At 70.6% G+C, this 20,231-nt stretch carries 17 protein-coding genes and 2 pseudogenes; 6 read left to right on the forward strand and 13 right to left on the reverse strand.

Annotated elements, in window-relative coordinates:
- Positions 1-6: 6 nt before the first annotated feature.
- From ACFP2T_RS03045 to ACFP2T_RS03085, 9 genes and pseudogenes are all read right to left on the reverse strand, one after another.
- The gene (locus tag ACFP2T_RS03045) at positions 7-1,005 is read right to left on the reverse strand and encodes a lysophospholipid acyltransferase family protein (protein ID WP_377416953.1); all 999 of its coding nucleotides are present in this window, start codon (positions 1,003-1,005) and stop codon (positions 7-9) included.
- Between the two features lie 58 nt (positions 1,006-1,063).
- Positions 1,064-2,131: pseudogene (locus tag ACFP2T_RS03050) on the reverse strand (NAD-dependent epimerase/dehydratase family protein); the annotation flags it as partial.
- 120 nt (positions 2,132-2,251) lie between these two features.
- A complete protein-coding gene (locus tag ACFP2T_RS03055) occupies positions 2,252-2,353 on the reverse strand; it encodes a 30S ribosomal protein bS22 (RefSeq protein ID WP_007465623.1) in 102 nt (33 codons plus the stop codon).
- Positions 2,354-2,647: 294 nt separating this feature from the next.
- Positions 2,648-2,860 carry a helix-turn-helix domain-containing protein gene (locus ACFP2T_RS03060; protein WP_192766757.1) on the reverse strand — a complete coding sequence of 71 codons (213 nt, stop codon included), beginning with the start codon at positions 2,858-2,860 and terminating at the stop codon, positions 2,648-2,650.
- Between the two features lie 188 nt (positions 2,861-3,048).
- On the reverse strand, positions 3,049-4,233 hold the full coding sequence (locus ACFP2T_RS03065; RefSeq protein WP_377416955.1) for an ABC transporter permease: 1,185 nt from the start codon (positions 4,231-4,233) through the stop codon (positions 3,049-3,051).
- Positions 4,230-5,195, reverse strand: coding sequence for an ABC transporter ATP-binding protein (locus ACFP2T_RS03070; protein ID WP_377416957.1), 966 nt, complete (start codon positions 5,193-5,195; stop codon positions 4,230-4,232). The genes ACFP2T_RS03065 and ACFP2T_RS03070 overlap by 4 nt, the downstream gene beginning before the upstream one ends.
- Complete coding sequence (locus tag ACFP2T_RS03075; RefSeq protein ID WP_377416959.1) at positions 5,192-6,607, reverse strand: efflux RND transporter periplasmic adaptor subunit; 1,416 nt, start codon at positions 6,605-6,607, stop codon at positions 5,192-5,194. The genes ACFP2T_RS03070 and ACFP2T_RS03075 overlap by 4 nt, the downstream gene beginning before the upstream one ends.
- 123 nt (positions 6,608-6,730) lie before the next feature.
- Positions 6,731-8,464, reverse strand: coding sequence for a hypothetical protein (locus tag ACFP2T_RS03080; RefSeq protein WP_377416961.1), 1,734 nt, complete (start codon positions 8,462-8,464; stop codon positions 6,731-6,733).
- 186 nt (positions 8,465-8,650) lie between these two features.
- A complete protein-coding gene (locus ACFP2T_RS03085; RefSeq protein ID WP_377416963.1) occupies positions 8,651-9,349 on the reverse strand; it encodes a permease prefix domain 1-containing protein in 699 nt (232 codons plus the stop codon).
- 307 nt (positions 9,350-9,656) lie between these two features.
- Here ACFP2T_RS03085 and ACFP2T_RS03090 point away from each other — a divergent pair, with 307 nt between their 5' ends.
- Entirely contained in the window at positions 9,657-12,398 is a 2,742-nt protein-coding gene (locus ACFP2T_RS03090) for a hypothetical protein (RefSeq protein WP_377416965.1), read from the forward strand.
- 195 nt (positions 12,399-12,593) lie between these two features.
- Here ACFP2T_RS03090 and ACFP2T_RS03095 read toward each other — a convergent pair whose 3' ends face one another.
- Positions 12,594-13,514, reverse strand: coding sequence for a proline dehydrogenase family protein (locus ACFP2T_RS03095; protein WP_377416967.1), 921 nt, complete (start codon positions 13,512-13,514; stop codon positions 12,594-12,596).
- A 174-nt stretch (positions 13,515-13,688) separates the two neighbouring features.
- Between ACFP2T_RS03095 and ACFP2T_RS03100 the strand changes: the two genes are divergently transcribed.
- The 3 genes from ACFP2T_RS03100 to ACFP2T_RS03110 are packed head-to-tail and all read left to right on the forward strand — an operon-like array spanning position 13,689 to position 15,754.
- Positions 13,689-13,964: a hypothetical protein gene (locus tag ACFP2T_RS03100; protein WP_377416969.1), complete on the forward strand. Its 276-nt coding sequence runs from the start codon at positions 13,689-13,691 to the stop codon at positions 13,962-13,964.
- A gap of 2 nt (positions 13,965-13,966) precedes the next feature.
- Entirely contained in the window at positions 13,967-15,148 is a 1,182-nt protein-coding gene (locus ACFP2T_RS03105) for a glutathionylspermidine synthase family protein (protein ID WP_377417869.1), read from the forward strand.
- An 18-nt stretch (positions 15,149-15,166) separates the two neighbouring features.
- A complete protein-coding gene (locus tag ACFP2T_RS03110) occupies positions 15,167-15,754 on the forward strand; it encodes a CGNR zinc finger domain-containing protein (protein ID WP_377416971.1) in 588 nt (195 codons plus the stop codon).
- Positions 15,755-15,857: 103 nt separating this feature from the next.
- Here ACFP2T_RS03110 and ACFP2T_RS03115 read toward each other — a convergent pair whose 3' ends face one another.
- Both ACFP2T_RS03115 and rpsN read right to left on the reverse strand, forming a co-directional pair.
- Positions 15,858-16,316, reverse strand: coding sequence for an Rv0361 family membrane protein (locus ACFP2T_RS03115; RefSeq protein WP_377416973.1), 459 nt, complete (start codon positions 16,314-16,316; stop codon positions 15,858-15,860).
- A 183-nt stretch (positions 16,317-16,499) separates the two neighbouring features.
- Positions 16,500-16,727 (reverse strand): annotated as a pseudogene (rpsN, locus tag ACFP2T_RS03120) (30S ribosomal protein S14); the annotation flags it as partial.
- A 187-nt stretch (positions 16,728-16,914) separates the two neighbouring features.
- Here rpsN and ACFP2T_RS03125 point away from each other — a divergent pair.
- Together ACFP2T_RS03125 and ACFP2T_RS03130 are read left to right on the forward strand one after the other, a co-directional pair.
- Positions 16,915-18,192: a CobW family GTP-binding protein gene (locus ACFP2T_RS03125; protein WP_377416975.1), complete on the forward strand. Its 1,278-nt coding sequence runs from the start codon at positions 16,915-16,917 to the stop codon at positions 18,190-18,192.
- A 513-nt stretch (positions 18,193-18,705) separates the two neighbouring features.
- Positions 18,706-19,698, forward strand: a complete 993-nt coding sequence (locus ACFP2T_RS03130) for a hypothetical protein (RefSeq protein ID WP_377416977.1) — start codon at positions 18,706-18,708, stop codon at positions 19,696-19,698.
- 24 nt (positions 19,699-19,722) lie between these two features.
- Here the strand turns inward: ACFP2T_RS03130 and ACFP2T_RS03135 are convergent, their stop codons facing one another.
- A complete protein-coding gene (locus tag ACFP2T_RS03135; protein WP_377416979.1) occupies positions 19,723-20,103 on the reverse strand; it encodes a VOC family protein in 381 nt (126 codons plus the stop codon).
- Between the last annotated feature and the right edge of the window lie 128 nt (positions 20,104-20,231).

Below are 20,231 nucleotides of genomic sequence, written 5' to 3' on the forward strand. Positions count from 1 at the left end.
CGGGGGTCAGGGACCGAACGGATCGGGCCGCTGCTCCAGCAACTGGTGCAGGGTCTGCTGGATGGTCTCCCGCACCTGGTCGGCCAGGTTGAAGACGACCAGCGGATCGTCGGCGGAGTCGACGAGATGGTCGGTCGGGATCGGCGGGCAGAACTTGATCAGCCACTTGCTCGGCAGCGGCACCGCTCCGAGCGGCCCCAGCCACGGGAAGGTGGGCGTCAGCGGGAAGTACGGCAGCTTGAGCAGCCGGGCCAGCGGCTTGACGTCCGCGAGCATCGGGTACGTCTCCTCGGCGCCGACGATCGCCACCGGGATGATCGGCGTACCGGTGCGCAGCGCGGCGGAGACGAATCCGCCCCGGCCGAAGCGTTGCAGCTTGTAGCGGTCGGCGTAGAGCTTGCCGACGCCCTTGAACCCCTCGGGGAAGACGCCGACCAGTTCACCCCGGCCCAGCAGGCGCTCCGCGTCGGGGTTGCAGGCGACCGTGCCGCCGCTCTTGCGGACCAGCTCGGAGACCACCGGCATCCGGAAGACCAGGTCCGCACCGAGCAGGCGTAGGAAGCGGTGCCGGGGGTGCCGGTCGTGCAGCACCGCCGAGAGCACCATCGCGTCCATCGCGACCGTTCCGGAGTGGTTGCCGACCACCAGTCCGGCGCCGTCGACCGGCAGGTTCTCCACGCCGAAGACCTCGGTCCGGAACCAGTCGCGGTAGAGCCGCCGCAGCACCGGATGGAAGACCTGTTCGGTCAGCTCGGGGTCGAACCCGAACTCGTCGACCTCGTACTGGCCGGAGAGCCGCCGACGCAGGAACGCCAGCCCGGCCGCGACCCGCCGGTCCCAGACGTCGCCCGGCCGATCGGCCACCGCCGGCTCCACCGGCCCCGGCACGTGTCCGTTGCGCCGCGCCGGCCGGTCCAGGTCCGCGCCGTCGTCCCCCGGCGGTACGCCGAGCCGTCCGACCCCGTTCGCCGCGTTCCGACCGCCACCGGTGGCATCGTCAGTCATGTTCCGCCTCGCTCCGCTGCGCGGCGCCGCGATCCTCGATCGCACCGAGTTGACCGATCCGGTCCCGGACCCTGGCCCGGGTGTGCCGGATCCCGTCCATGATCGCCTGCTCGGCCCGCCGTAGCTGCTCCGGACCGAGCACCGTTCCGTCGCCGTGGCTGGAGATGAAGTCGTCGAACGCGGCGGCGGTGGAGCGCGGGGTGAAGGCGTACTCGCTGATCAGTCTGGTGGTGTCGACCACCCTGCCGTGCACGAACAGGTCGACCTGGTCGAGGCCGTAGCCTCCGAAGCCCAGCACCCGGGCGAGTCCGGCCGCGCCGGACAGCCCCGGCTCCAGCACCGGTACGGCGACCCGACCGGCCCGACGGATCGCCTGGGAGAGGGCGAGCACCCCGGGACCCGCCACGTTGTACGTCCCCGGATGCTCCTCCACCACCGACCGGTGCAGGACCTCCAGGACGTCGTCGACGTGCACGAACTGCAACCGTGGATCACGCCCGAGCACGGTCGGCACGAAGGGCTGGGCGAAGTAGCGGGTGAGGGTCGTGTTCGCCATCGACCCGATGAACGGCGCGAACCGCAGCACCGTGGCGGTGACGTCGGGGCGACGGCGCCGGAACCCGCGGACGTACCCCTCGATGTCAAGGATGTCCCGGGCGAATCCCCCGCGCGGTACCGCCTGGGGTTCGGTGTCCTCGGTGAAGACGGCCGGGTCGCGGAACGACGCCCCGTAGGCGGCGGTCGACGACCGGACGACCAGCTTCCGCAGCCGGGGCGCCCGTTGGCAGGCGGCGAGCAGCTGCATCGTGCCGATGACGTTCTGCTCTTTCATCGCCGCCCGGCCGCCCTGCTGCGGGTCTGCCGCGGTGACCAGGGCGAGGTGTACGACGGCGTCGGCACCCAACTCGTCGATCACGGTGCTCGCCGCGCCCGCGTCGGCCCGGACCCGTTCCACGCCGTCGAGCAGCGGGGCGAACTCGGGCGCCGGGTCGTGCGCGTCGAGGCCGATGACCCGGTCTATCCGGTCATCGGCGACGAGCCGGGCCGCGACGTGCGCGCCGAGGAAACGACTGACCCCGGTCACCACGACCACCCCCGGAGCACCAGGGGTGCTACCGGGGGTCACCTCGCGCTCCGCACGGACCGACCCGGGCCGGGCCCGGACCGCCGCGACGTCGTCACGTGGGCCTCCGAAGGTCGACAGGTGACCGGCGTCACCGCTGGCCGGGCCTGCGCCCGGCCAGGGTCACTTACCGAGACGGCGACGCTGGACGCGGGTCTTGCGCAGCAGCTTGCGGTGCTTCTTCTTGGCCATACGCTTGCGGCGCTTCTTGACCACCGAGCCCATACGACAGCCCTTCTGGTGCGACGTGCTGGACGGACCGGAGGCACCCTCGGGTGCAGCCGGTAACCGAGCTGGACAACGGACCGGACCGGCACGGTGGGCAGTCACACACACCGGCACGTGGCCACGGCCGCGTTCCAGACTAGCCCTCGGCCATCAGGGCGCCGAACGCGCCCCCTGGGCAAGCCTCCCGGGACGTACGGAAGGCCGCCACCGCACCGGGTCCCCGACGGTGTCCAGGGCGTCGCCGGGCCGGGCCGCCAGCCCCCGGTCAGCGACCCGACACCTGCTCAGCCGTCAGGCGGTCTCCTGAAAGGCGCCGCGCAGGTACTCGTGCACGGCGTGCTCCGGCACCCGGAACGACCGACCCACCCGGACCGCCGTCAGCTCGCCGGAGTGCACGAGCCGGTAGACCGTCATCTTCGACACCCGCATGAGCGTCGCCACCTCGGCGACGGTCAGGAACCTCACCTCCGGCATTCGGCCGTCGGACTGTGGTGATCCTGCCATGGCTCACCAACCCATCCCAATCCCCGGCGCGTGCCGCCCGGTGGGATGCTTCCGCGCCGCGGCGGGCTACGCGCGTGTTACCAGTACGGTAACGGGACGGCTGTGACCGGCGCGATCCCTTCGGGCAATTGATCATCCCTGGACATCCCAGCGCCAGGTGGGAACGGGAAACCACCACACATCCGAGGTCATTCCGCGCGCAGTGCGATTACCGGGTCCAACCGCCCGGCCCGCTGCGCCGGCACCACCCCGAAGATGATCCCGACCACCGCCGAGACCCCGAACGAGAGCGCCAACGACCACCAGGTGACCGCGGCCGGCACCGGGGAGAGGGCCGACACCAGCAGCGAGGCGCCGACGCCCAGCCCCATCCCGAGCACCCCGCCCAGGACGGTCAGCAGCACCGCCTCCAACAGGAACTGGATCCCGATGTCCCGGGGCCTGGCCCCGACCGCCTTGCGGAGACCGATCTCCCGGGTCCGCTCGCGTACCGAGACCAGCATGATGTTGGAGACGCCGACGCCGCCGACCAGCAGCGAGATGCCGGCGATCGCGGCCAGTACGCCGGTCAGCACCCCGAGGATGTCCCCGAGCACGCCGAGAATCTGCTCCTGGGTCACCGCGCTGAACTCGGTGTCGGGATGCCGGCGGGACAACTCGGCGACGATCCGGTCACCGAGTTCGGAGATCTTCTCCCGGTCCGGTGCCTTGACCGCGATCCCGTCGATCCGCTGGGTGCCGTACAGCCGGTGGGCGGCGGTCACCGGGATGTGCACCTCGTCGTCCCGGTCCACGCCCAGGCTCTGGCCGAGCGGCGCGAAGACCCCGACCACCCGGAACCGTACGCCCGCGATCGCGACCTGCTGGCCGACCGGCTCCCGGTCGCCGAAGAGGGTGGTCGCCACCGTGGCGCCGAGCACCGCCACCCGGCGACTCGTGTCCACGTCGGACGCGGTGAGGTAGGCGCCCCGGTCCAGGTCACGGACGAACACCTGGGGCGTGGTCTCCAGTACGCCCTGCACGGTGGTGAACGCGGAGCGGTTGCCGGCGCGTACCGTCTCGCCGGAGGTGACGGTGACCGCGACCCGCCGTGGGTCACCGACCACCCGGTTCACCGCCTCGACGTCGGCCAGGGAGAGCCGGGACACGGCCGGTGCCGCACCGAAGTCGATCCGACCGGGCACCACGATGAGCAGGTTCGACCCGAGCCCCTCGACCTGCTGTTCCACCTCGCGCTTGGCGCCGGTGCCGATGGCGACCAGCACCACCACCGCGGCCACCCCGATGATCACACCGAGCATGGTGAGCATGCTGCGCAGCCGGTTGGCCGACAGGGCGTCCAGGGCGACCCGCCAGGCCTCGGCGATCCTCACGACCCACTTCCCGGGCCGGTGCCGGTCGACCCGCCGCACCGCTCGCACCGGTCACCGGCGGCCGGGGTGTCCCCGCGGCGTTCGGTGGCTCCGGTGGCGCCACCGGAGCCACCGAACGGGTGCCCCGAGTCGCTTCCGGACGCTCGTCGGGGCTCCGCGCTGGGAGCGGGATCTACTATCTCAGGCCCCCGGCGTGCCGCTGGCACGACCGTCGGCGTACCCGGATCGTCGGCTGGTGGTACGACGACGACTCCGTCCCGCATGACGACCTGCCGCCGTGCCCGCGCGGCGACCTCCCGGTCGTGGGTGACCAGCACGAGTGCCACCCCTGAGCTGGCATTCAGGTCTTCGAGCAGGCTCAGCACCGACTCGCCCGTCACACTGTCGAGGTTGCCGGTCGGCTCGTCGGCGAGCAGCACCACCGGATCGGTGACCAGGGCACGGGCGATCGCCACCCGCTGCTGCTCGCCCCCGGAGAGCTGGTTGGGCCGGTGGTCGAGCCGATGGCCGAGTCCGACCCGCCCCAGCATCGCCGCCGCCATGGTCCGCCTGCGCCGGCCGCCGATCCCGCGATAGACCAGCGGCAGCGCCACGTTGTCGACCGCGGACGTCCGGGGCAGCAGATGGAACGACTGGAACACGAAGCCGATGGTCTCGTTGCGCAGCTTCGCCAACTCCCCGGCGTCGAGGGTGGCCACGTCCCGGCCACCGATCGCGAGCCGGCCACCGGTCGGCCGGTCCAGCCCGCCGAGCAGGTGCATCAGCGTCGACTTCCCCGAGCCGGACGGCCCGACGATGGCCACGTAGTCACCGGCGGCGATGGTCAGCGACACCCCGCGCAACGCGGCCACCGACGTCCCGCCCAGGTCGTACGTCCGACCCAGGTCGACCGCGTCGACCGCGACCCCCGGCCGTCCGCCCCGGGCCCCGTCGGACGCCGGTCCCGCCTCCCGGCGGCTCACCGCACCCGCTCTCCGGTACGCACCTGATCCGCTCCGGTGACCACCACCTGCTGGCCCGGCTGCACGCCGCTGACGATCTGCACCAGGTCCTGCCCCTGTACGCCGACCGTGACCGGCACCCGCTCGGCGATACCGTCCCGGACCAGCCACACCGCGTCCCGTCCGTCGGCGACGTGCACGGCCGCCGCCGGTACCGTCACCGCGTCCGTGGCCTCCCGGACCCGCAGCCGGACCACCGCACTCATCCCGGGTCGGGGCGCGGGCGCGGCCCGCCCGTCGGCGAACCGTCCCGAACCGAGCGACAGCCGTACCCGGTACGACACGCCACCCCGGGTCGACGCGGTCGGCAGTACGTCGACCGAGCGGACCCGGGCCGGGTAGGTGGCGCCGGTGGCGGCGTCGAGTTCGACGGTCGCCGGCACACCCTCGGTCACCAGCAGCACGTCGGTCTCGTCGACGTCGGCCACCAGGCCGAGATCGGTGAGGTCGACCACGGTGAGCACGGCCGTCCCGGCGCTCACCCGACCGCCGACCGGCACGGCGCCGTCGACGCCGGCCACGGGTGCGGCGGCGGTATCGGAGCCGAGCAGCCCGGCCGGGTCGACGCCGGTTGTCGAGCCGAGCCCACCGGTCGCCCCGAGCAGACCTGCCAGCGCCTCCGTGGAGCCGGAACCACCGGTCGAGGCGGGGCCGCCGAGCTGCACCACGCCACCGATCGGCGCCCGCAGCACCAACGCGTCGACCGTCGCCTTCGCCAGGTCGTACGCCTGCTCGGCCTGCAGGCGCTGGGCCTCGGACATCGCGCGTACCGCGGAGTTCAGCCCGGCGACGCCGCGCTGGACCGCCCGGACCGCGTCCCCGGCGACCTCGGACGCCGCCTCGTACTGCCGCTCCGCGACCCGGACCTGGGCGAGCAGCACCGCCCGCTGTTGCGAATCGGTGAGCTTGTCGGCGGCCCTGCGGGCGGCGTCGAACGCCTGCTCCGCCGCCCGGTCGGTGCGCCGGCGCAGCCGGGACAGGTCACCGCCGCCGCCGATCCCCCGCCCCGCACGCCGGGCCGCGTCGCGCGCCTGCCGGGCCTTTGCCAGCCGGTCCCGGGCCGAGGGGGATTTGATGACGGCGAGAACCTGGCCCGACCTGACCCGATCACCCGGCCTCACCCGCAGCTCGGCCAGGGTGCCGTCGGCGGGGGCGCTGAGCGTGGCGGCGGCCCGCGCCGTCACGCTGGCCGGCGCGTCGACCAGTTCGGCGACGCTGGCCCGTTCGGCACTGGCCAGGCCGACGTCGCCGTCTTCCTCACAGGAGGCGGCGGAGAGGCCGAAGAGGACGCTGGCGGTGATCAGGGTGGCGGAAATGACCGGTCGACGGGGCCGCGATGCTGCGGACAGGCGCGGCGGAGAGGCACGACGCACGCCGCCATGGTACGAGGTGCCGGGCGCCCGGACGACTCGACGCGCAGGTCGGCGCCGCCTCCGCGCCGCTGCGTCGCCGAGCCGCGCCGGCCGCCCGCCGACCGCCGTATTGACGGGCCACGATCAGGAGGCGGTCTTCTTCACGTACTTCACGCAGTCGTCGTGCAGCGTCGTCCAGGCCACACCGAACGCCTCCTGCGAGGCCTCCGCCTCCGGCCTGCCGTCGTGCACCACGAGTTCGAAGAAGTTGAGCACGTCCTGGTCGCCGAACCGGTCGACGAGGTGCCGGACGGCCAGGTAGCCGACCCCGTAGCTGCTGGCGACCTGCCAGTCGGCCGAGTCCTCGTCCGGCGCCACGTCCTCGAGCTTGCCGTCCCAACCGGAGTCGACCAGGCGCTCGACGTCGCGCAGCCCCTGGTAGCGGTTCACCGACTGACCACCGGCCGCGGCGTTCTCCGCCAACCCCTCGACCAGCCACCACGCGTCGCTGCCGATCCGGCCGGCACCGGACAGCGATGACGCGTGGGTCAACTCGTGCCGCATCAGCTCGCCGTACTGGCCGGGGGCCAGCCCCTTCGAGTTGAGCACCAGGTCGTACTGCTCCTCACCGACCGGCACCGCGTAGCCGGCGGTCCACTCCGGCCGGTCGCCGCCGTACCAGAGCTTCCACTCGTTCGGCCCGGCGTAGAAGATCAGGTAGCGGTCCGGCGGCGAGTCGTCCACGGCGTACCGGTCGGCGACCTTGGCCGCCTTCTCGGCCTCCCGCAGCAGTTCGGGCAGCCGGTCCCGGAAGGCCCGGGGCGTGGCGACCAGCGTCCGGTCACCGATCGACGCGACCAGTTCGTCGGTCTCCCACGGCCGTGGCCGGTCGGGGCCTTCGGGCGGGTCGATCGCGGTCAGCTGCGGCTGGCCGGCCGTGTCCCGCCACCGGGTGACGATCGTGATCTCGTTGGGTTCGCAGTCCGGTGTCACGAAGCAGTGTTGGACGATGAGGTCCGCGCGCCAGGTGCCGGGCTCGTCCAGCCGGACCAGCTTGCCGTGCAGCTCCGGCTGCCACTTGGTGACCTGCATCGCCCGCAGGGTCCGGAACTCCCGCCGGAGTTGCCGCGACAGCGGCGTGCCCGGCCCGGCGAGTGCGAGGTAACCGTTCTCGTCGCCGCCGAGCAGCGCGGTCGCCTGCTTGTCGAGCAGGCCCATGACCCGGTCTCCGAGCCAGTCCCGGGTGACGGTGGGCGCGTCGCCGGGCTCCGGGCTGGCCACGGCCGCTCCGGCCTCGGCCTCCTGTTCCGGCGAGCCGTTCCGGGCGAGCACGACCGCCCCGGCGACCACCGGCGTCGCGCAGAGCAGGAGCACCAGCACCGTCCCGAGCACCACCCACGGCCGCCACGAGCGCCGCGCGGGCGGCACCGGGCCGCCGGCACCGGGATAACCGCCCGGCCCCGGGTAGCCGCCGGGCGGCGGATAGCCACCGGAGGCCGGATAGCCGGCGGGCGTCGGGTAGCCACCCGGTGCTGGATAGCCACCGGGTGTCGGATAGCCACCCGGTACCGGGAAGCCACCCGGTGCCGGATAGCCGGTGGGCGGCGGATAGCCGGCGGGCTGGTACCTGCCCGGGGGCGGGTAGCCGGCGGGCGACTGGTAGCCGCCCGGGGGTGGGTAGCCGGGCTGCTGGTAGCTCTCCGGGGCCGGGTAGCTCTCCGGCGGTTGGTCATCATCGGGCGCTCGGTAACTACCGGCTGGTTCGGATCCGGCCGGCGGCGGATAACCAGCTGGTGGCTGGTATCCGGCCGGCGGGGAGTGGCCGGCTGGTGGCTGGTATCCGGCCGGCGGCTGATGCCCGTAGTCCCCGTCGCTCACGGCCCGGAGAGTACGACCATCCGTCCAGTCGTGCGACCCACCTTTCGCCATCTGGGTCAACCGAGACCGGATCGACACGGCCGTCGTCACCGACCACGGCGGGCGCGACCAGGGGCGTCGGGCGCCAGCCCGACCTCACGACAGTCCTCTGTGGACGCACGGTCCGCCGGTCCGCCCCTCCGCCCGTTACGACCCGACGAGCTGGTGCGGCGATCGGAGTTCCCGTTCCCGGTGCGGGGCCGCCGCGTGCCAGCAGTGCCAGGCGGAGGCGAGCACCAGGGCGGACAACGTCAGCCAGCCCAGCCCGCCCGCCAGCAGCCCGGCACCCCCGCCCTGAGGCGGCAGTACGGTCAGCAGCCCGCCGCAGAGCAGCGTCGTCCCGATCACCACCGAGGCGAGTACGGCGGTCAGCCGCGCCACGACCAGGTGTACTCCGACGTGGCGCAGCCCCCAGCGCAGCAGGACGACCGTGACGACGGCGGTAGTGATCGCGAACCCGGAGAACACGTCGGTCGCCCGCGCCAGCCACAGGTAGGCCGCACCCGGCTCGGTGGTGCCCCACAGTTGCTGCCAGCCGCCCACCCGGCCCATCAGCTCGGTCGTGACGAACTGGGTGCCGAGTGCGGCGAGCAGCAGCCCCGCCGTACGGCGGGCCTGGTCAACGGCCAGCACGTCCTGAAGCCCCGCCGCGATCCGCCGCGCCGACCCGAACTCCAGTACGGCGAGCCGCTCCGCCTCCGGCGTACCGGCCCCGTCCCGTTGGTGGCTCTCGGCGGCGTCGACCAGCGCGTCACGGATCTCGGTCAACATGTCCGCGCGGAGCCGGGCGGATCCCCGCAGCCCCGAGCCCACCTCGGAGACGTAGTCGTCGATAGCGGCCGTCACCGGGTCAGTCTCGCGGGTCGGGTGGAGGGTCCGCCATCCGGAGGATCCCTGACCGGGATACGACGGCTTTCACGTGGGCCGTGCCCCAACGCGTCGGATGTACGGATTCGACCTTTCCGGGTCTTGTTCGACGTATCGCATATTAAGTCCTCTCGACTCACTGTCTGCTTTTCCTTGCCCGAACTGAATTGATGGGATCTGGCCGCCGTCGATCCGGATCGCACTTTTCAAGCGTGCAGCAGCCTAATTCCACTTAATCGTGGGTTTTCTTCACGTAAGCCCGCGATGCCCAGAAGGGCGCCGTACGGTGACGTTCAGTGGCTACAACCCATTTGTAGCCCTCCGCGCCCCACTTGGTGCGGCCGTGTCTTGTATTCGAAAGGCAGGGAGCTTGATGTCCGAATTCCAAGGGAGCCATGCGGATCCCGGTCAGCCCACAACGCGGCCCACAAGGCGGCGATCCCGGTGGTTCTTAGCCGCCGGAGGGATCGTCGCGGGCAGCCTGGTGGTCGGAGCGGCTGGCCTCACCGGCGTGGCAACGATGGCCGGCGACAAGGGCCTGACCGATCTGAACCTGGGAAATCTGTCAGTCGTCGCCCCCGACAACGACAAGGGCGAGAACGGCAACGATCCCGGCAAGCACGACGAAGACCCCAAGGACCCGAAGGACAAGCGCGAAGAGGGTCAGGACTCTGGCGGCAGCGGCTGGCAGGGTGGGGAGAAGGACAAGGGCTGCGACACCGGGAACAGCGGAGGCTGGAACGGCTCGTGGCAGGGCAAGGGTGAGCACGACAAGCCCAAGGACCCGAAGGACAAGCACGAGGAGTCCAAGGACCCGAAGGACAAGCACGAAGAGTCCAAGGACCCGAAGGACAAGCACGAAGAGTCCAAGGACCCGAAGGCCGGACCGGCCGAGACCAAGGACCCGAAGGCCGGACCCACGGCATCCAAGGACCCGAAGGCCGGACCGGCCGAGACCAAGGACCCGAAGGCCGGACCGACGGAGACCAAGGACCCGAAGGCCGGACCGACGGAGACCAAGGACCCGAAGGCCGGACCGACGGAGACCAAGGACCCGAAGGCCGGACCGACGGAGACCAAGGACCCGAAGGACAAGCACGAGGAGTCCAAGGACCCACACGGCTCCGGCTGGCAGGGTGGCTCGCAGGGCGGCTGGCAGGGCGGTTCCCAGGGCGGCTCGCAGGGCGGCTCCGGCTGGCAGGGCGGTTCTCAGGGCGGCTCGCAGGGCGGGTCGGGCTGGCAAGGTGGCTCGCAGGGTGGCTCGCAGGGCGGGTCGCAGGGCGGCTCCGGCTGGCAGGGCGGTTCCCAGGGCGGCTCGCAGGGCGGCTCCGGCTGGCAAGGTGGCTCGCAGGGTGGCTCGCAGGGCGGCTCGCAGGGCGGTTCCGGCTGGCAAGGCGGCTCGCAGGGCGGTTCCCAGGGCGGGTCGCAGGGCGGCTCCGGCTGGCAGGGCGGGTCGCAGGGTGGCGGCGAGAACGGCTCGTCCGGGGAGACCCCCGGTTCGGACGGCTCGCGCTGGCACGGCGGATCCCAGAGCGGGAGCGGAAGCGAGAGTGGCTCCGGCTGGCAGGGCGGGTCGCAGAGCGGCGGCAGCCAGGAATCGGGCCGGGAGTGCGGTTCGGACGAGAAGGACAAGAAGAACGAGAAGGACAAGAAGGACGAGAAGGACAAGAAGGACGAGAAGGACAAGAAGGACGAGAAGGACAAGAAGGACGAGAAGGACGAGAAGGACGAGAAGGTTACGTCCGTCCCCTGTGACCCGGACGAACTCATCGCGGCGCTGGTGCACGCCAACGCCGAGGGTGGAGCCAGCCTCAAACTCGCGCCGAAGTGCACGTACGTGCTCACCGCGTACGACGACAGTGGTGAGAAGCACAACGGCAAGGGCGGCAAGGAAGACTGGAAGAAGACGACGGGCGAGGCGGGTACCCTGCCGTCGGCCACCAGCACGTCCGGTGCCAACGGCATGGACGGCGTGAACGGCAAGGACGGCAAGGACGGCAAGGACGGCAAGGACGGCAAGGGCCGCAAGCACGGTGACAACTCGGGCCTGCCGGTCATCAAGACGCCGATCACGATCAAGGGCGAGGGCGCGACCATCACCCGGGACTCGTACGCCAAGGACTTCCGCTTCTTCACCGTCCGCGACGGTGGCGACCTGGAGTTGAGCGACGTCATCCTCAAGAACGGTCGGGCCTCGGATGGTGGTGCGATCTCGATCGACCACGGCGCGAGCGCCGTAGTCAAGCGCACCACGATCAAGCACAGCACCGCCCTCTCGAAGGACGGTGGCGGTGGGGCGATCTTCAACGACGGTCACCTGACGGTCGCGGAGAGCAAGATCGTCGAGAACAACTCGGCCGGCAGTGGCGGCGGCATCCTCAACGGGGGTGTCCTCACCGTGGAGAAGACGGAGTTCTTCGACAACAGCGCCTCCAAGGCCGGTGGCGGGCTCGCCAACTACAAGGGGGCGGCCGACATCATCAAGAGTGCCTTCGAGCGCAACAACGCGGCCGAGGGCGGCGGCATCGCCAGCGTCTCGGCCCGGACCAAGGTCGAGGACGGCGAGGTCAACGGCAACACCGCCAAGGTGGGCGGCGGCCTCTTCAACAAGGACGCCACCCTCGCGATTCGGCACCTCAACGTCAGCCACAACCTCGGGACCGCCAACGGCGGTGGCATCGCCACCATCAAGGGCCTGCTAGTGGTGGACGACAGCAAGATCACCCGCAACACCACCCGTGGTGACGGCGGCGGGATCTTCGGCGAGAAGTCGGAAGTGATCGTGCGGAAGACCGAGATCAGCTACAACAGCGCTGTCGGTGCCCGCTCGGTCGGTGGCGGCATCGCCGTCACGGGCGGCTCGCTGAAGCTGTCCTGGGTCAAGATCACCGAGAACGACGCCACCAAGAAGGCTGGCGGTGTCTTCGCAAAGGACGCCAAGGTCAAGGTGGACGACGATTCGGTGATCATCAAGAACCGGCCCACCAACTGTGGTGGCCCGGAAGAGATCGACAACTGCTTCGCCTGATCCTCGACACGAGGAACAGGTAGTCGACGATCGGTGAACGGTAGGAGCACCACCGTCGACGACGGAGCGGGCGCATCCGGTTCCCCGGGGCAACGGTCAGCAGGACCAGAACCCTGGGGCGCCGGATGCGCCTGTCGTGCCGGCCGGAAGCCGAATGCCCCTACCGGACCGACCGCCCAGTTCGGCCGGCGGCGCCTATCGCCGGGTGGCGACGGCGCGGGCGAAGAACGCCAGGTTGGCCGGGCGCTCGGCGAGCCGCCGCATCAGATAGCCGTACCAGTCGGTGCCGTACGGCAGGTAGACCCGTACGGTGTGCCCGGCCTCGGCGAGCCGGGTCTGCTCGTCGGGACGTACGCCGTAGAGGAGTTGGAACTCGAACTCGGACGGCGCCCGGTCGAACCATCGGGACCGGTCCTCGGCGATGGCGATCAGTCGGGGGTCGTGGGTGGCGATCATCGGGTACCCGGGGCCGGAGAGCAGGATGTTGAGGCAGCGGACGTACGACTTGTCCACCTCGCGGGCCGACTGGTACGCCACCGACTCGGGTTCCTTGTACGCCCCCTTGCAGAGCCGTACCCGGGATCCCGGGGTGGCCAACTCCCGACAGTCGGATTCGGTCCGCCGCAGGTACGCCTGGAGCACCGCCCCCGTACCCGGGAAGTCCTTGCGTAGCTCGGCCAGGATGTCGAGGGTCGAGTCGGTGGTGGTGTGGTCCTCCATGTCGAGGGTGACCGTGGTGCCGGCCGCCGCCGCGGCGGCGCAGATCGCCTGGGCGTTCTCCCGGGCCATCCGCTCGTCGAACTTCTGTCCCAGCGCGGAGAGTTTGACGCTGACCTCGGCCGGCGGGGTCAACCCGGCCTCGGCGAGTCCGGAGAGCAGGCGCACGTACTCGTCCCGGACGGCGGTGGCCTGGTCCCCGCTGACGGTGTCCTCGCCGAGGTGGTCGATGGAGACGGCGAGACCATCGGCGACCAGCGCACGGGTGGCGCGCAGTGCGTCGTCGGTGGAGATGCCGGCGACGAACCGGCGTACGACGTCCCGGGTGAACGGGGCCGTCTCGACGAGCCGCTCGAACCGGGTTGACCGGGACGCGGCGAGGATGACCGATCGGAGCATGAGCCGAGCGTAACGCCAGCCGGTTCCCGGTACGCGGGGACGCCGACGCCGAGCCGGCGACCTCCGGAAACCGCAGCTCGGGCGGGGCGGCGGACGGGTCCCGGGAGGCATCGTCCACCGGTTCCGGGCCGCCAGGGGTATCCGGCGGTGGCGCCCATCGGCTACAACGATCTCGTGGAAAAACTTTCGCGACGGCGTCTCCGGTCCGCCAGCGTGCACCTGGGCGCGCTCACCGCGCTCGCCCTGACCCTCACCGGGTGTAACCAGGTGGGTGACGACGACGACTGCGACTCGCGGTCGACCAAGCCGAAGAACCGCTCCCTCGCCACCGCCAACCCGGCCCCGGTCGGCGTGGTCGAGGCCAGGATCGGTGGTGGAGGCGTCGAGCCGGTCGCGGCGGTACCTACCGAGAGCGGCTTCGGCACCCACCTCGCCTCCTGCGGCGGTTGACGGTGCGGCGGGAGAGCAGCACGCCCCGCCCGGACTGGTCGGCGACCGTCCGTGGCCAGGGTCTGGTCTACGCCGACACCGAGCTGCCCGACGGCAGGTTCATGTCGTACTGGGACGAGAGCGCCTGCTACCGCATGGAACTCGACGAGGTCCTCCGACTGGAGGAGGCGACCGAGGAACTGCACCGGATGTCGGTGGCGGCGGCCGAGCACGTGGTGGCGAAGAACCGGTTCGCCGAGTTCGGTATCCCGGCCTGGGCGGCCGAGGCGGTCACCCGGTCGCTGCGGGAGCAGCCGCCCACCCTCTACGGCCGGTTCGATCTCTGGTACGACGGTTCCTGGCCGCCGAAGATGCTGGAGTACAACGCGGACACTCCGACCGCGCTGGTCGAGGCGTCGGTGATCCAGTGGTACTGGCTGGAGGACACCCGCCCCACCCTCGACCAGTGGAACAGCGTGCACGAGCGGCTGGTCGATGCCTGGCGGAAGATCGGCGCCGGGCTGCACGACCCGCTGCTGCACGTGGCCTGGTCGGACGAGGAGGAGACCGGCGAGGACCAGATGACCGCCGGCTACCTCGCCGAGACCGCCCACCAGGCCGGGCTGAAGACCGAGATGCTGCCGATGCTGGAAATCGGCTGGGACGGTCGCCGGTTCACCGCCCCGGGCGGCGCGGACGGGGTTCGCACACCGATCCTCACCTGCTTCAAGCTCTACCCCTGGGAGTGGATGCTCGCCGAGCCGTACGGCCGGCTGGCGCTGGAACCGGGCACGCCGACCACCTGGATCGAGCCGGCCTGGAAGCTGCTGCTGTCCAACAAGGCGCTGCTCGCGGTGCTCTGGGAGCTGTATCCCGATCATCCGTTCCTGCTGCCGGCGTATCTCGACTCGCCCCGGGGAATGACCGAATACGTGGTCAAGCCGCTGTTGGGTCGGGAGGGCGGATCGGTCCGGATCGTCACCGGCGCCGGAGAGATCAACAATCCCGGCATTTACGGTGACGAAGGATGGTGTTACCAGGAATTCCGTGCACTACCGTCGTTTTCGGATAACCACGTGGTGTTGGGCAGTTGGGTGGTCGCCGGAGAGTCGGCCGGGGCGGGCATCCGGGAGAGCAAGAGCCTCATCACCGATGGCTACGCGCGGTTCCTTCCCCACTACGTGGACGCGCCACGAGAGCCGTGAGTCGTCTACGGTTGTCGGGTGAACTTCGACGCGTACGCCCGGACCGGGGTTGATCTCGTCAACGCGCGACTCGACGACCTCGACGACCTCCGGGCCGTTTTTCCCGAGGAGCACGGCTGGATGCGCGATGAGGTGACCGAACGCGATGTCGCCGCCTTCCGCCGAGCCCAGAAACGACTCCGAGACGTCTTCGAATTTGGCTCCGCCGGCCGGGACGCCGACGCGGTGACCGAGCTGAATTCACTTTTGGAGAACTACCCCGTTCAGCCGCGCATCTCCGGTCACGACGCCAAGGACTGGCACATGCACGTGACCAGCCGGGGCGCCTCGGTCAGTGCCGAGTACCTGGCCGGCGCGGTCTGGGGTCTGTCGGTCTGGCTCTGCGAGTACGGCAGTGCACGGTTCGGCCTCTGCGCGGACGACCGGTGCGGCAACGTCTACCTGGACACCTCGTCGAACTGCTGCCGCCGGTTCTGCTCGGAGCGCTGCGCCACCCGCTCGCACGTCGCGGCGCATCGGGCCCGCAAACGCGCGGCGGTCGAGGCGAAGACGCCGGCTCGGGTCGAGGTGACCGTCGCGGAGATGGCTCCCGCGTCGGTCGGCTGACCGGCGCCGCTTCCTCGCAGCACTTCAACAGCGCCGTTCCTCGACCGCGCTGCTCTTCGACTGCGCCGTTCCTCGACTGCGCCGTTCCTCGACTGCGCCGTCCTCAAGGGCAGGGGCGCCATCTGACGCCCTCCTTGACCAGCCGAAGTTCCTGGGTCCGGACCGCACCACTGACATCGGTGACCCTGAGGGTCAGGGTCGCGGTCCGTCGTCCGTTGTCGTTGCCGGCCTTCGTCCCCACCACTTCGTAGTCGGTAACCTTCGGTCCCGCCTGCTGGGCGATGGCGAACTCCTGCTCGGTCACGGATCGTCGGGTGGCGGCACAAATCTGGCCGTACGCGCCCGCCCAGTTCCCGGCCCGCAGGTCGCTCAGGTACCAGTCACCGGCGCGGCGGGCCGGACCGGCGGCCTCCTGAAAGCTTCGGAACAGCCAGAATCCGCCGCCCGCGCCGACCACACAGGACACCGCCAACAGTGTCACGAGAACGTTGAGCAGGACGGGCATCGTGGTTCCGGACTTCCGCCCCGGCAAGGGCCGGGACGGGCGCGACGGATACGTCATGCCACTGATGCTAAAAATCCTCCGCCATTGACGCCCGTCCGTCGCCCCCTGACCGACCACTCGCTTCCGGTCCCGATCATGGAACGGTTGGTGGCGGAGTCAATTCGGCGTCCGAGCGCCACCATCGCTGACTCCGCCATCACTTCACCAGCAGCCCCTGCCGGTTATCGCCGTCGCCCGACGTCACCAGGACGCCTTGCGTACGCCGGGCAACTCGCCACGCAGCGCCAGTTCCCGGAACCGCATCCGGGACAGCCCGAACCGGCTGAACACGCCCCGGGGTCGTCCGTCGATCTGGTCGCGGGAGCGCAGCCGTACCGGGCAGGAGTCGCGGGGCAGGGCGCTGAGCCGGCGTACGGCTTCGGCGCGTACTCCCGGCCTGGTTTCCGGGTCGGCGATGGCCCGCTTCAGTCAAGCCGGATTCTCAAGCCGGATTCTCAAGCCGGGTCTTCACGCCGGGCCCCTCAAACCGGGTCTTCAAGCCGGGAACTATAACGGCAATCGTTTTCATTCTCGACAGCCCCCTCCGCCCGGCTCGGACCCGGGGCAGTCATGCCATAATGACAATCGTTTTCAAGTACACCGAGAGGATGCCCCGATGTCGTCACCCCTGGCTCCGAACCACACCCCCGCCGACGTACGCACCGACGGCCGCGCCTCGGTCACCGTGCTCTCCGGATTCTGGCCGTCCGCCACCTTCGCGCTGGCTCGGGCGCTACTCGCCGACGACCCGTCGCTGCTGCTGGTCCGGCACGAACTGGTCGACCTCCGCGCCGGGGTGGTCCGCCGGGTCGTCCGTACCGGCACCGGGATCGTCGAGGACGAGATGGTCGGGCTGGTGCACGGCTGCCTCTCGTGCACGCTGCGCGAGGACGTGCTGCCGACCCTGGCCCGGCTGGCCCGGACCCATCCCGGGCAGGACCTGGTGCTGGTGCTGCCGGAGACGGTCGAACCGGAGGCGGTCGCCGAGGCCTGCGCCCACGCCCTGGTCGACGGCGCCCCGATCACCGACCGGGTGCACTTCGACTCGTACGTCACGGTGGTCGACGCCGAGCATCTGCTCGACGGGCTCGCCAGCACCGAAGAGCTGGCCGGGCTCGGCATCCAGGCCGCCGAAGACGACCACCGGGCCCTGGCCGACGTACTCGTCCGGCAGATCGAGTACGCCGACACGCTCGTGGTGTGGGGAGAGGGGCGGGACGGCGACCACGACAGCAGCCAACTGTCGGTGCTGCTGCACCGGCTCGCCCCGTGGGCCACCCAGCTCCCGGTCGACGACCCGTACGTCGACGCGGGCGCACTCGCCCGGCACCTGCGACACACCGACCGACACCGGCCGGAGACTCCCGGCGTACTGGCCCGGGGGATCGAGGGCTACTTGCTCGGGGTGCACGAACCGCTGCCGGAGAGCGGGGTGGTCTCCGCCGTCTTCCGGTCCCGCCGGCCGTTCCATCCTGGACGGTTGCACGGGCTGCTGGAGGCGGTGAACGCGCCGGTGCTGCGGTCGCGCGGCGTACTCTGGCTCGCCAGTCAGCCCGACACCGCGGTGGGCTGGGAGTTCGCCGGCGGCGGACTGACCCTGAACTCGCTCGGCCGCTGGCTGGTCGACGTACCGGACGAGGGTTGGGAAGAGGCCAGCGACCAACGCCGGCTCGCCGCCGCGCTGAACTGGGACCCGTACTACGGCGACCGGGAGAACTACCTGGTCTTCATCGGCTTCGACCTCGACCCGGTCGACCTGCACCGCACCCTCGCCGGCTGCCTGCTCACCGACGCCGAACTCGCCGACGGCGAGGCCGGCTGGCGGCACTACCCCGACCCGTTCGCCGGCTGTTTCCCGGTCACGGAAGCCGACTCCGCCGGACGCCCCACATAGCAGGTATCCGCTTGGCGGCGTTATCCGATGTCCGACACGAGGCGGGGTTGCGTCGATCACGCGCAGTGAGTGGGCGCGGATATCGCAGGTCCGATGGAGTCAACGGGTCCGGATGCCGTCGATCGCACGCGGTGAAGCGACAAATCGCTCGGGTAGCCGTCGTGACCTGGCACGGCCAGTCCCTTGTGCCGCTTCCGGCGTCGGCGCACCATGAGCGATATCCCGTGACTCTGGACCCCGGTCGCGTTTTCGACGTGCCGGGAAGCCGTCGGTGGCCGAAACGCAGCGTACGACTGCGCTGGCCGTCACGCTCGCCGGCACGGTGGTCGAGGAAGGTGACTTTCGGTGTTTGGACGAACGCGGGCAGGTCTTGTATTCGCCATGACCGCCACGATGGTGGCTACGGCTGGAGTTTCAGGAGCGACCGGGTCCCCGGCGTACGCGGACGTGCCCGCCACCCTGGCACATCGGTCGATCCCCGCTGTGCCGATATCGCTCGACTCGCCAGGCAAGGTGAACAATCTGGGGCAGGTCATGGGCGCCGTGGCCCTGTGGCAGCGCGGCGTGCTGACCGCCATCGACGGCCTAACGCGGGACATCAACAACCGTGGCCAGGTCGTGGGCGAGTTCAGCACACCCTCCGGCGACCTGCACGCGTTCATCTGGCAGAGCGGCGTGATGACCGACCTCGGCACCCTGGGTGGCGCGAACAGCCGGGCACTGGACATCAACGAACGCGGCGAGGTCGTCGGCGTCAGCAACACCGCGGACGGATCGGACGCCTTCTTCGTCTGGCGACGCGGCGTGATGACCAGGCTGCCATCACCCGGCCCCGTCGACACCCGGTACACCCCCGCCCTGATCAACAACCGGGGCCAGGTGGCCGCCAACTACCTCAGCGACGAGCCGCCACGACCGTTCGGCATCTCACCGTTACGGATGTTCCTGTGGAGCGACCGCAGCGGGCTGACCGACCTGGGCGCTCTCGGCGGCCACGACATCTCGCTGAACGACTTCAACGACCTCGGGCAGATCGTCGGCAGCGACTATCCACAGGACGGGAACGGATCCATCTTCTTCTGGGACCGGGGCCTGCGTACCGAGTTGGGCGTGCCAACCCCGCCGACGACCGGGGGGATCGATCTCAACAACAGCGGACAGGTCGTCTTCACCGGCTACCCCGCCACCGGGCCGGGGCGGGCGTACCTGTGGCATCGCGGCGTGCTCACCGACCTGGTCAACCTTCCGGGCGTGCGCTCGTCCACGGCCCGAGCAATCAACGAACGCGGTGAGGTGACGGGAAGCCTCGTCGGCCCGTCCGGCGGACGCGGCTACGTGTGGCGGCGAGGCACGGTGACCCAACTCGACGTTCCCCGCTCCGACGACACCGGGCAGACGACGGGGATCAACGACCACGGAATGGTCGTCGGCGTCACCCTCAATTCCGCCGACAGCAGTGTCCCGGGGCACGTTGTCGTCTGGTACACGGATCGGCACGGGTCCTAGCCCGACCGCGGGCGCCGCCCCGCCCTACTGCCAGGTTCGCGCTCCCGCGCTGAAAACCTCCGGATCGCTGTGTACCGGTATCACGCAGAGCAGGTGACCGCCGGGGGCGCGGAGCACATGGCACTCCAGCCAGGTCGAGACCTCGGTCGCGCCCAGGGCGATCAGCCGGGCGACCTCCGCGGGCACGTCGTCCGTCTCGATGTCGAGGTGATAGCGAGCCGTGTCGTCGACGGACTGGATCGCGGTGACGAGTCCCGGAATCGCGTTTCTCAGAGACCTGAACTGGGGTTCGCCCGGCACTGCCCACGCGGGCGAACCGAACAGCCCCGACCAGAAATCGGCGGCGGCGGAGGTGGCCCTCTCCGGTACGTCGATGATGACGGCGTACGCGCGGGATCGATGCATCGCGCGAGACTACTGCCGCATGCCCGGAATACGCGAGAAGTATTCGGGCAAGTGCGGGTGATGCCCGTTTCGCCGGACACGTTCCAGGTCGCCGACTGTTAGAGTTGATCAAAGTTTGGCGCTTATCG

The sequence above is a fragment of the Plantactinospora solaniradicis genome, from assembly GCF_042658085.1.
Lineage (GTDB): Bacteria > Actinomycetota > Actinomycetes > Mycobacteriales > Micromonosporaceae > Plantactinospora > Plantactinospora solaniradicis.

What these genes read in the sequence shown, in the direction of transcription:
- ACFP2T_RS03055 (WP_007465623.1), bottom strand. Translation starts at nt 2,353, where the DNA reads ATGGGCTCGGTGGTCAAGAAGCGCCGCAAGCGTATGGCCAAGAAGAAG.
- ACFP2T_RS03115 (WP_377416973.1), bottom strand. Translation starts at nt 16,316, where the DNA reads ATGACGTATCCGTCGCGCCCGTCCCGGCCCTTGCCGGGGCGGAAGTCC.
- ACFP2T_RS03135 (WP_377416979.1), bottom strand. Translation starts at nt 20,103, where the DNA reads ATGCATCGATCCCGCGCGTACGCCGTCATCATCGACGTACCGGAGAGG.
- ACFP2T_RS03095 (WP_377416967.1), bottom strand. Translation starts at nt 13,514, where the DNA reads ATGCTCCGATCGGTCATCCTCGCCGCGTCCCGGTCAACCCGGTTCGAG.
- ACFP2T_RS03045 (WP_377416953.1), bottom strand. Translation starts at nt 1,005, where the DNA reads ATGACTGACGATGCCACCGGTGGCGGTCGGAACGCGGCGAACGGGGTC.
- ACFP2T_RS03060 (WP_192766757.1), bottom strand. Translation starts at nt 2,860, where the DNA reads ATGGCAGGATCACCACAGTCCGACGGCCGAATGCCGGAGGTGAGGTTC.
- ACFP2T_RS03125 (WP_377416975.1), top strand. Translation starts at nt 16,915, where the DNA reads ATGTCGTCACCCCTGGCTCCGAACCACACCCCCGCCGACGTACGCACC.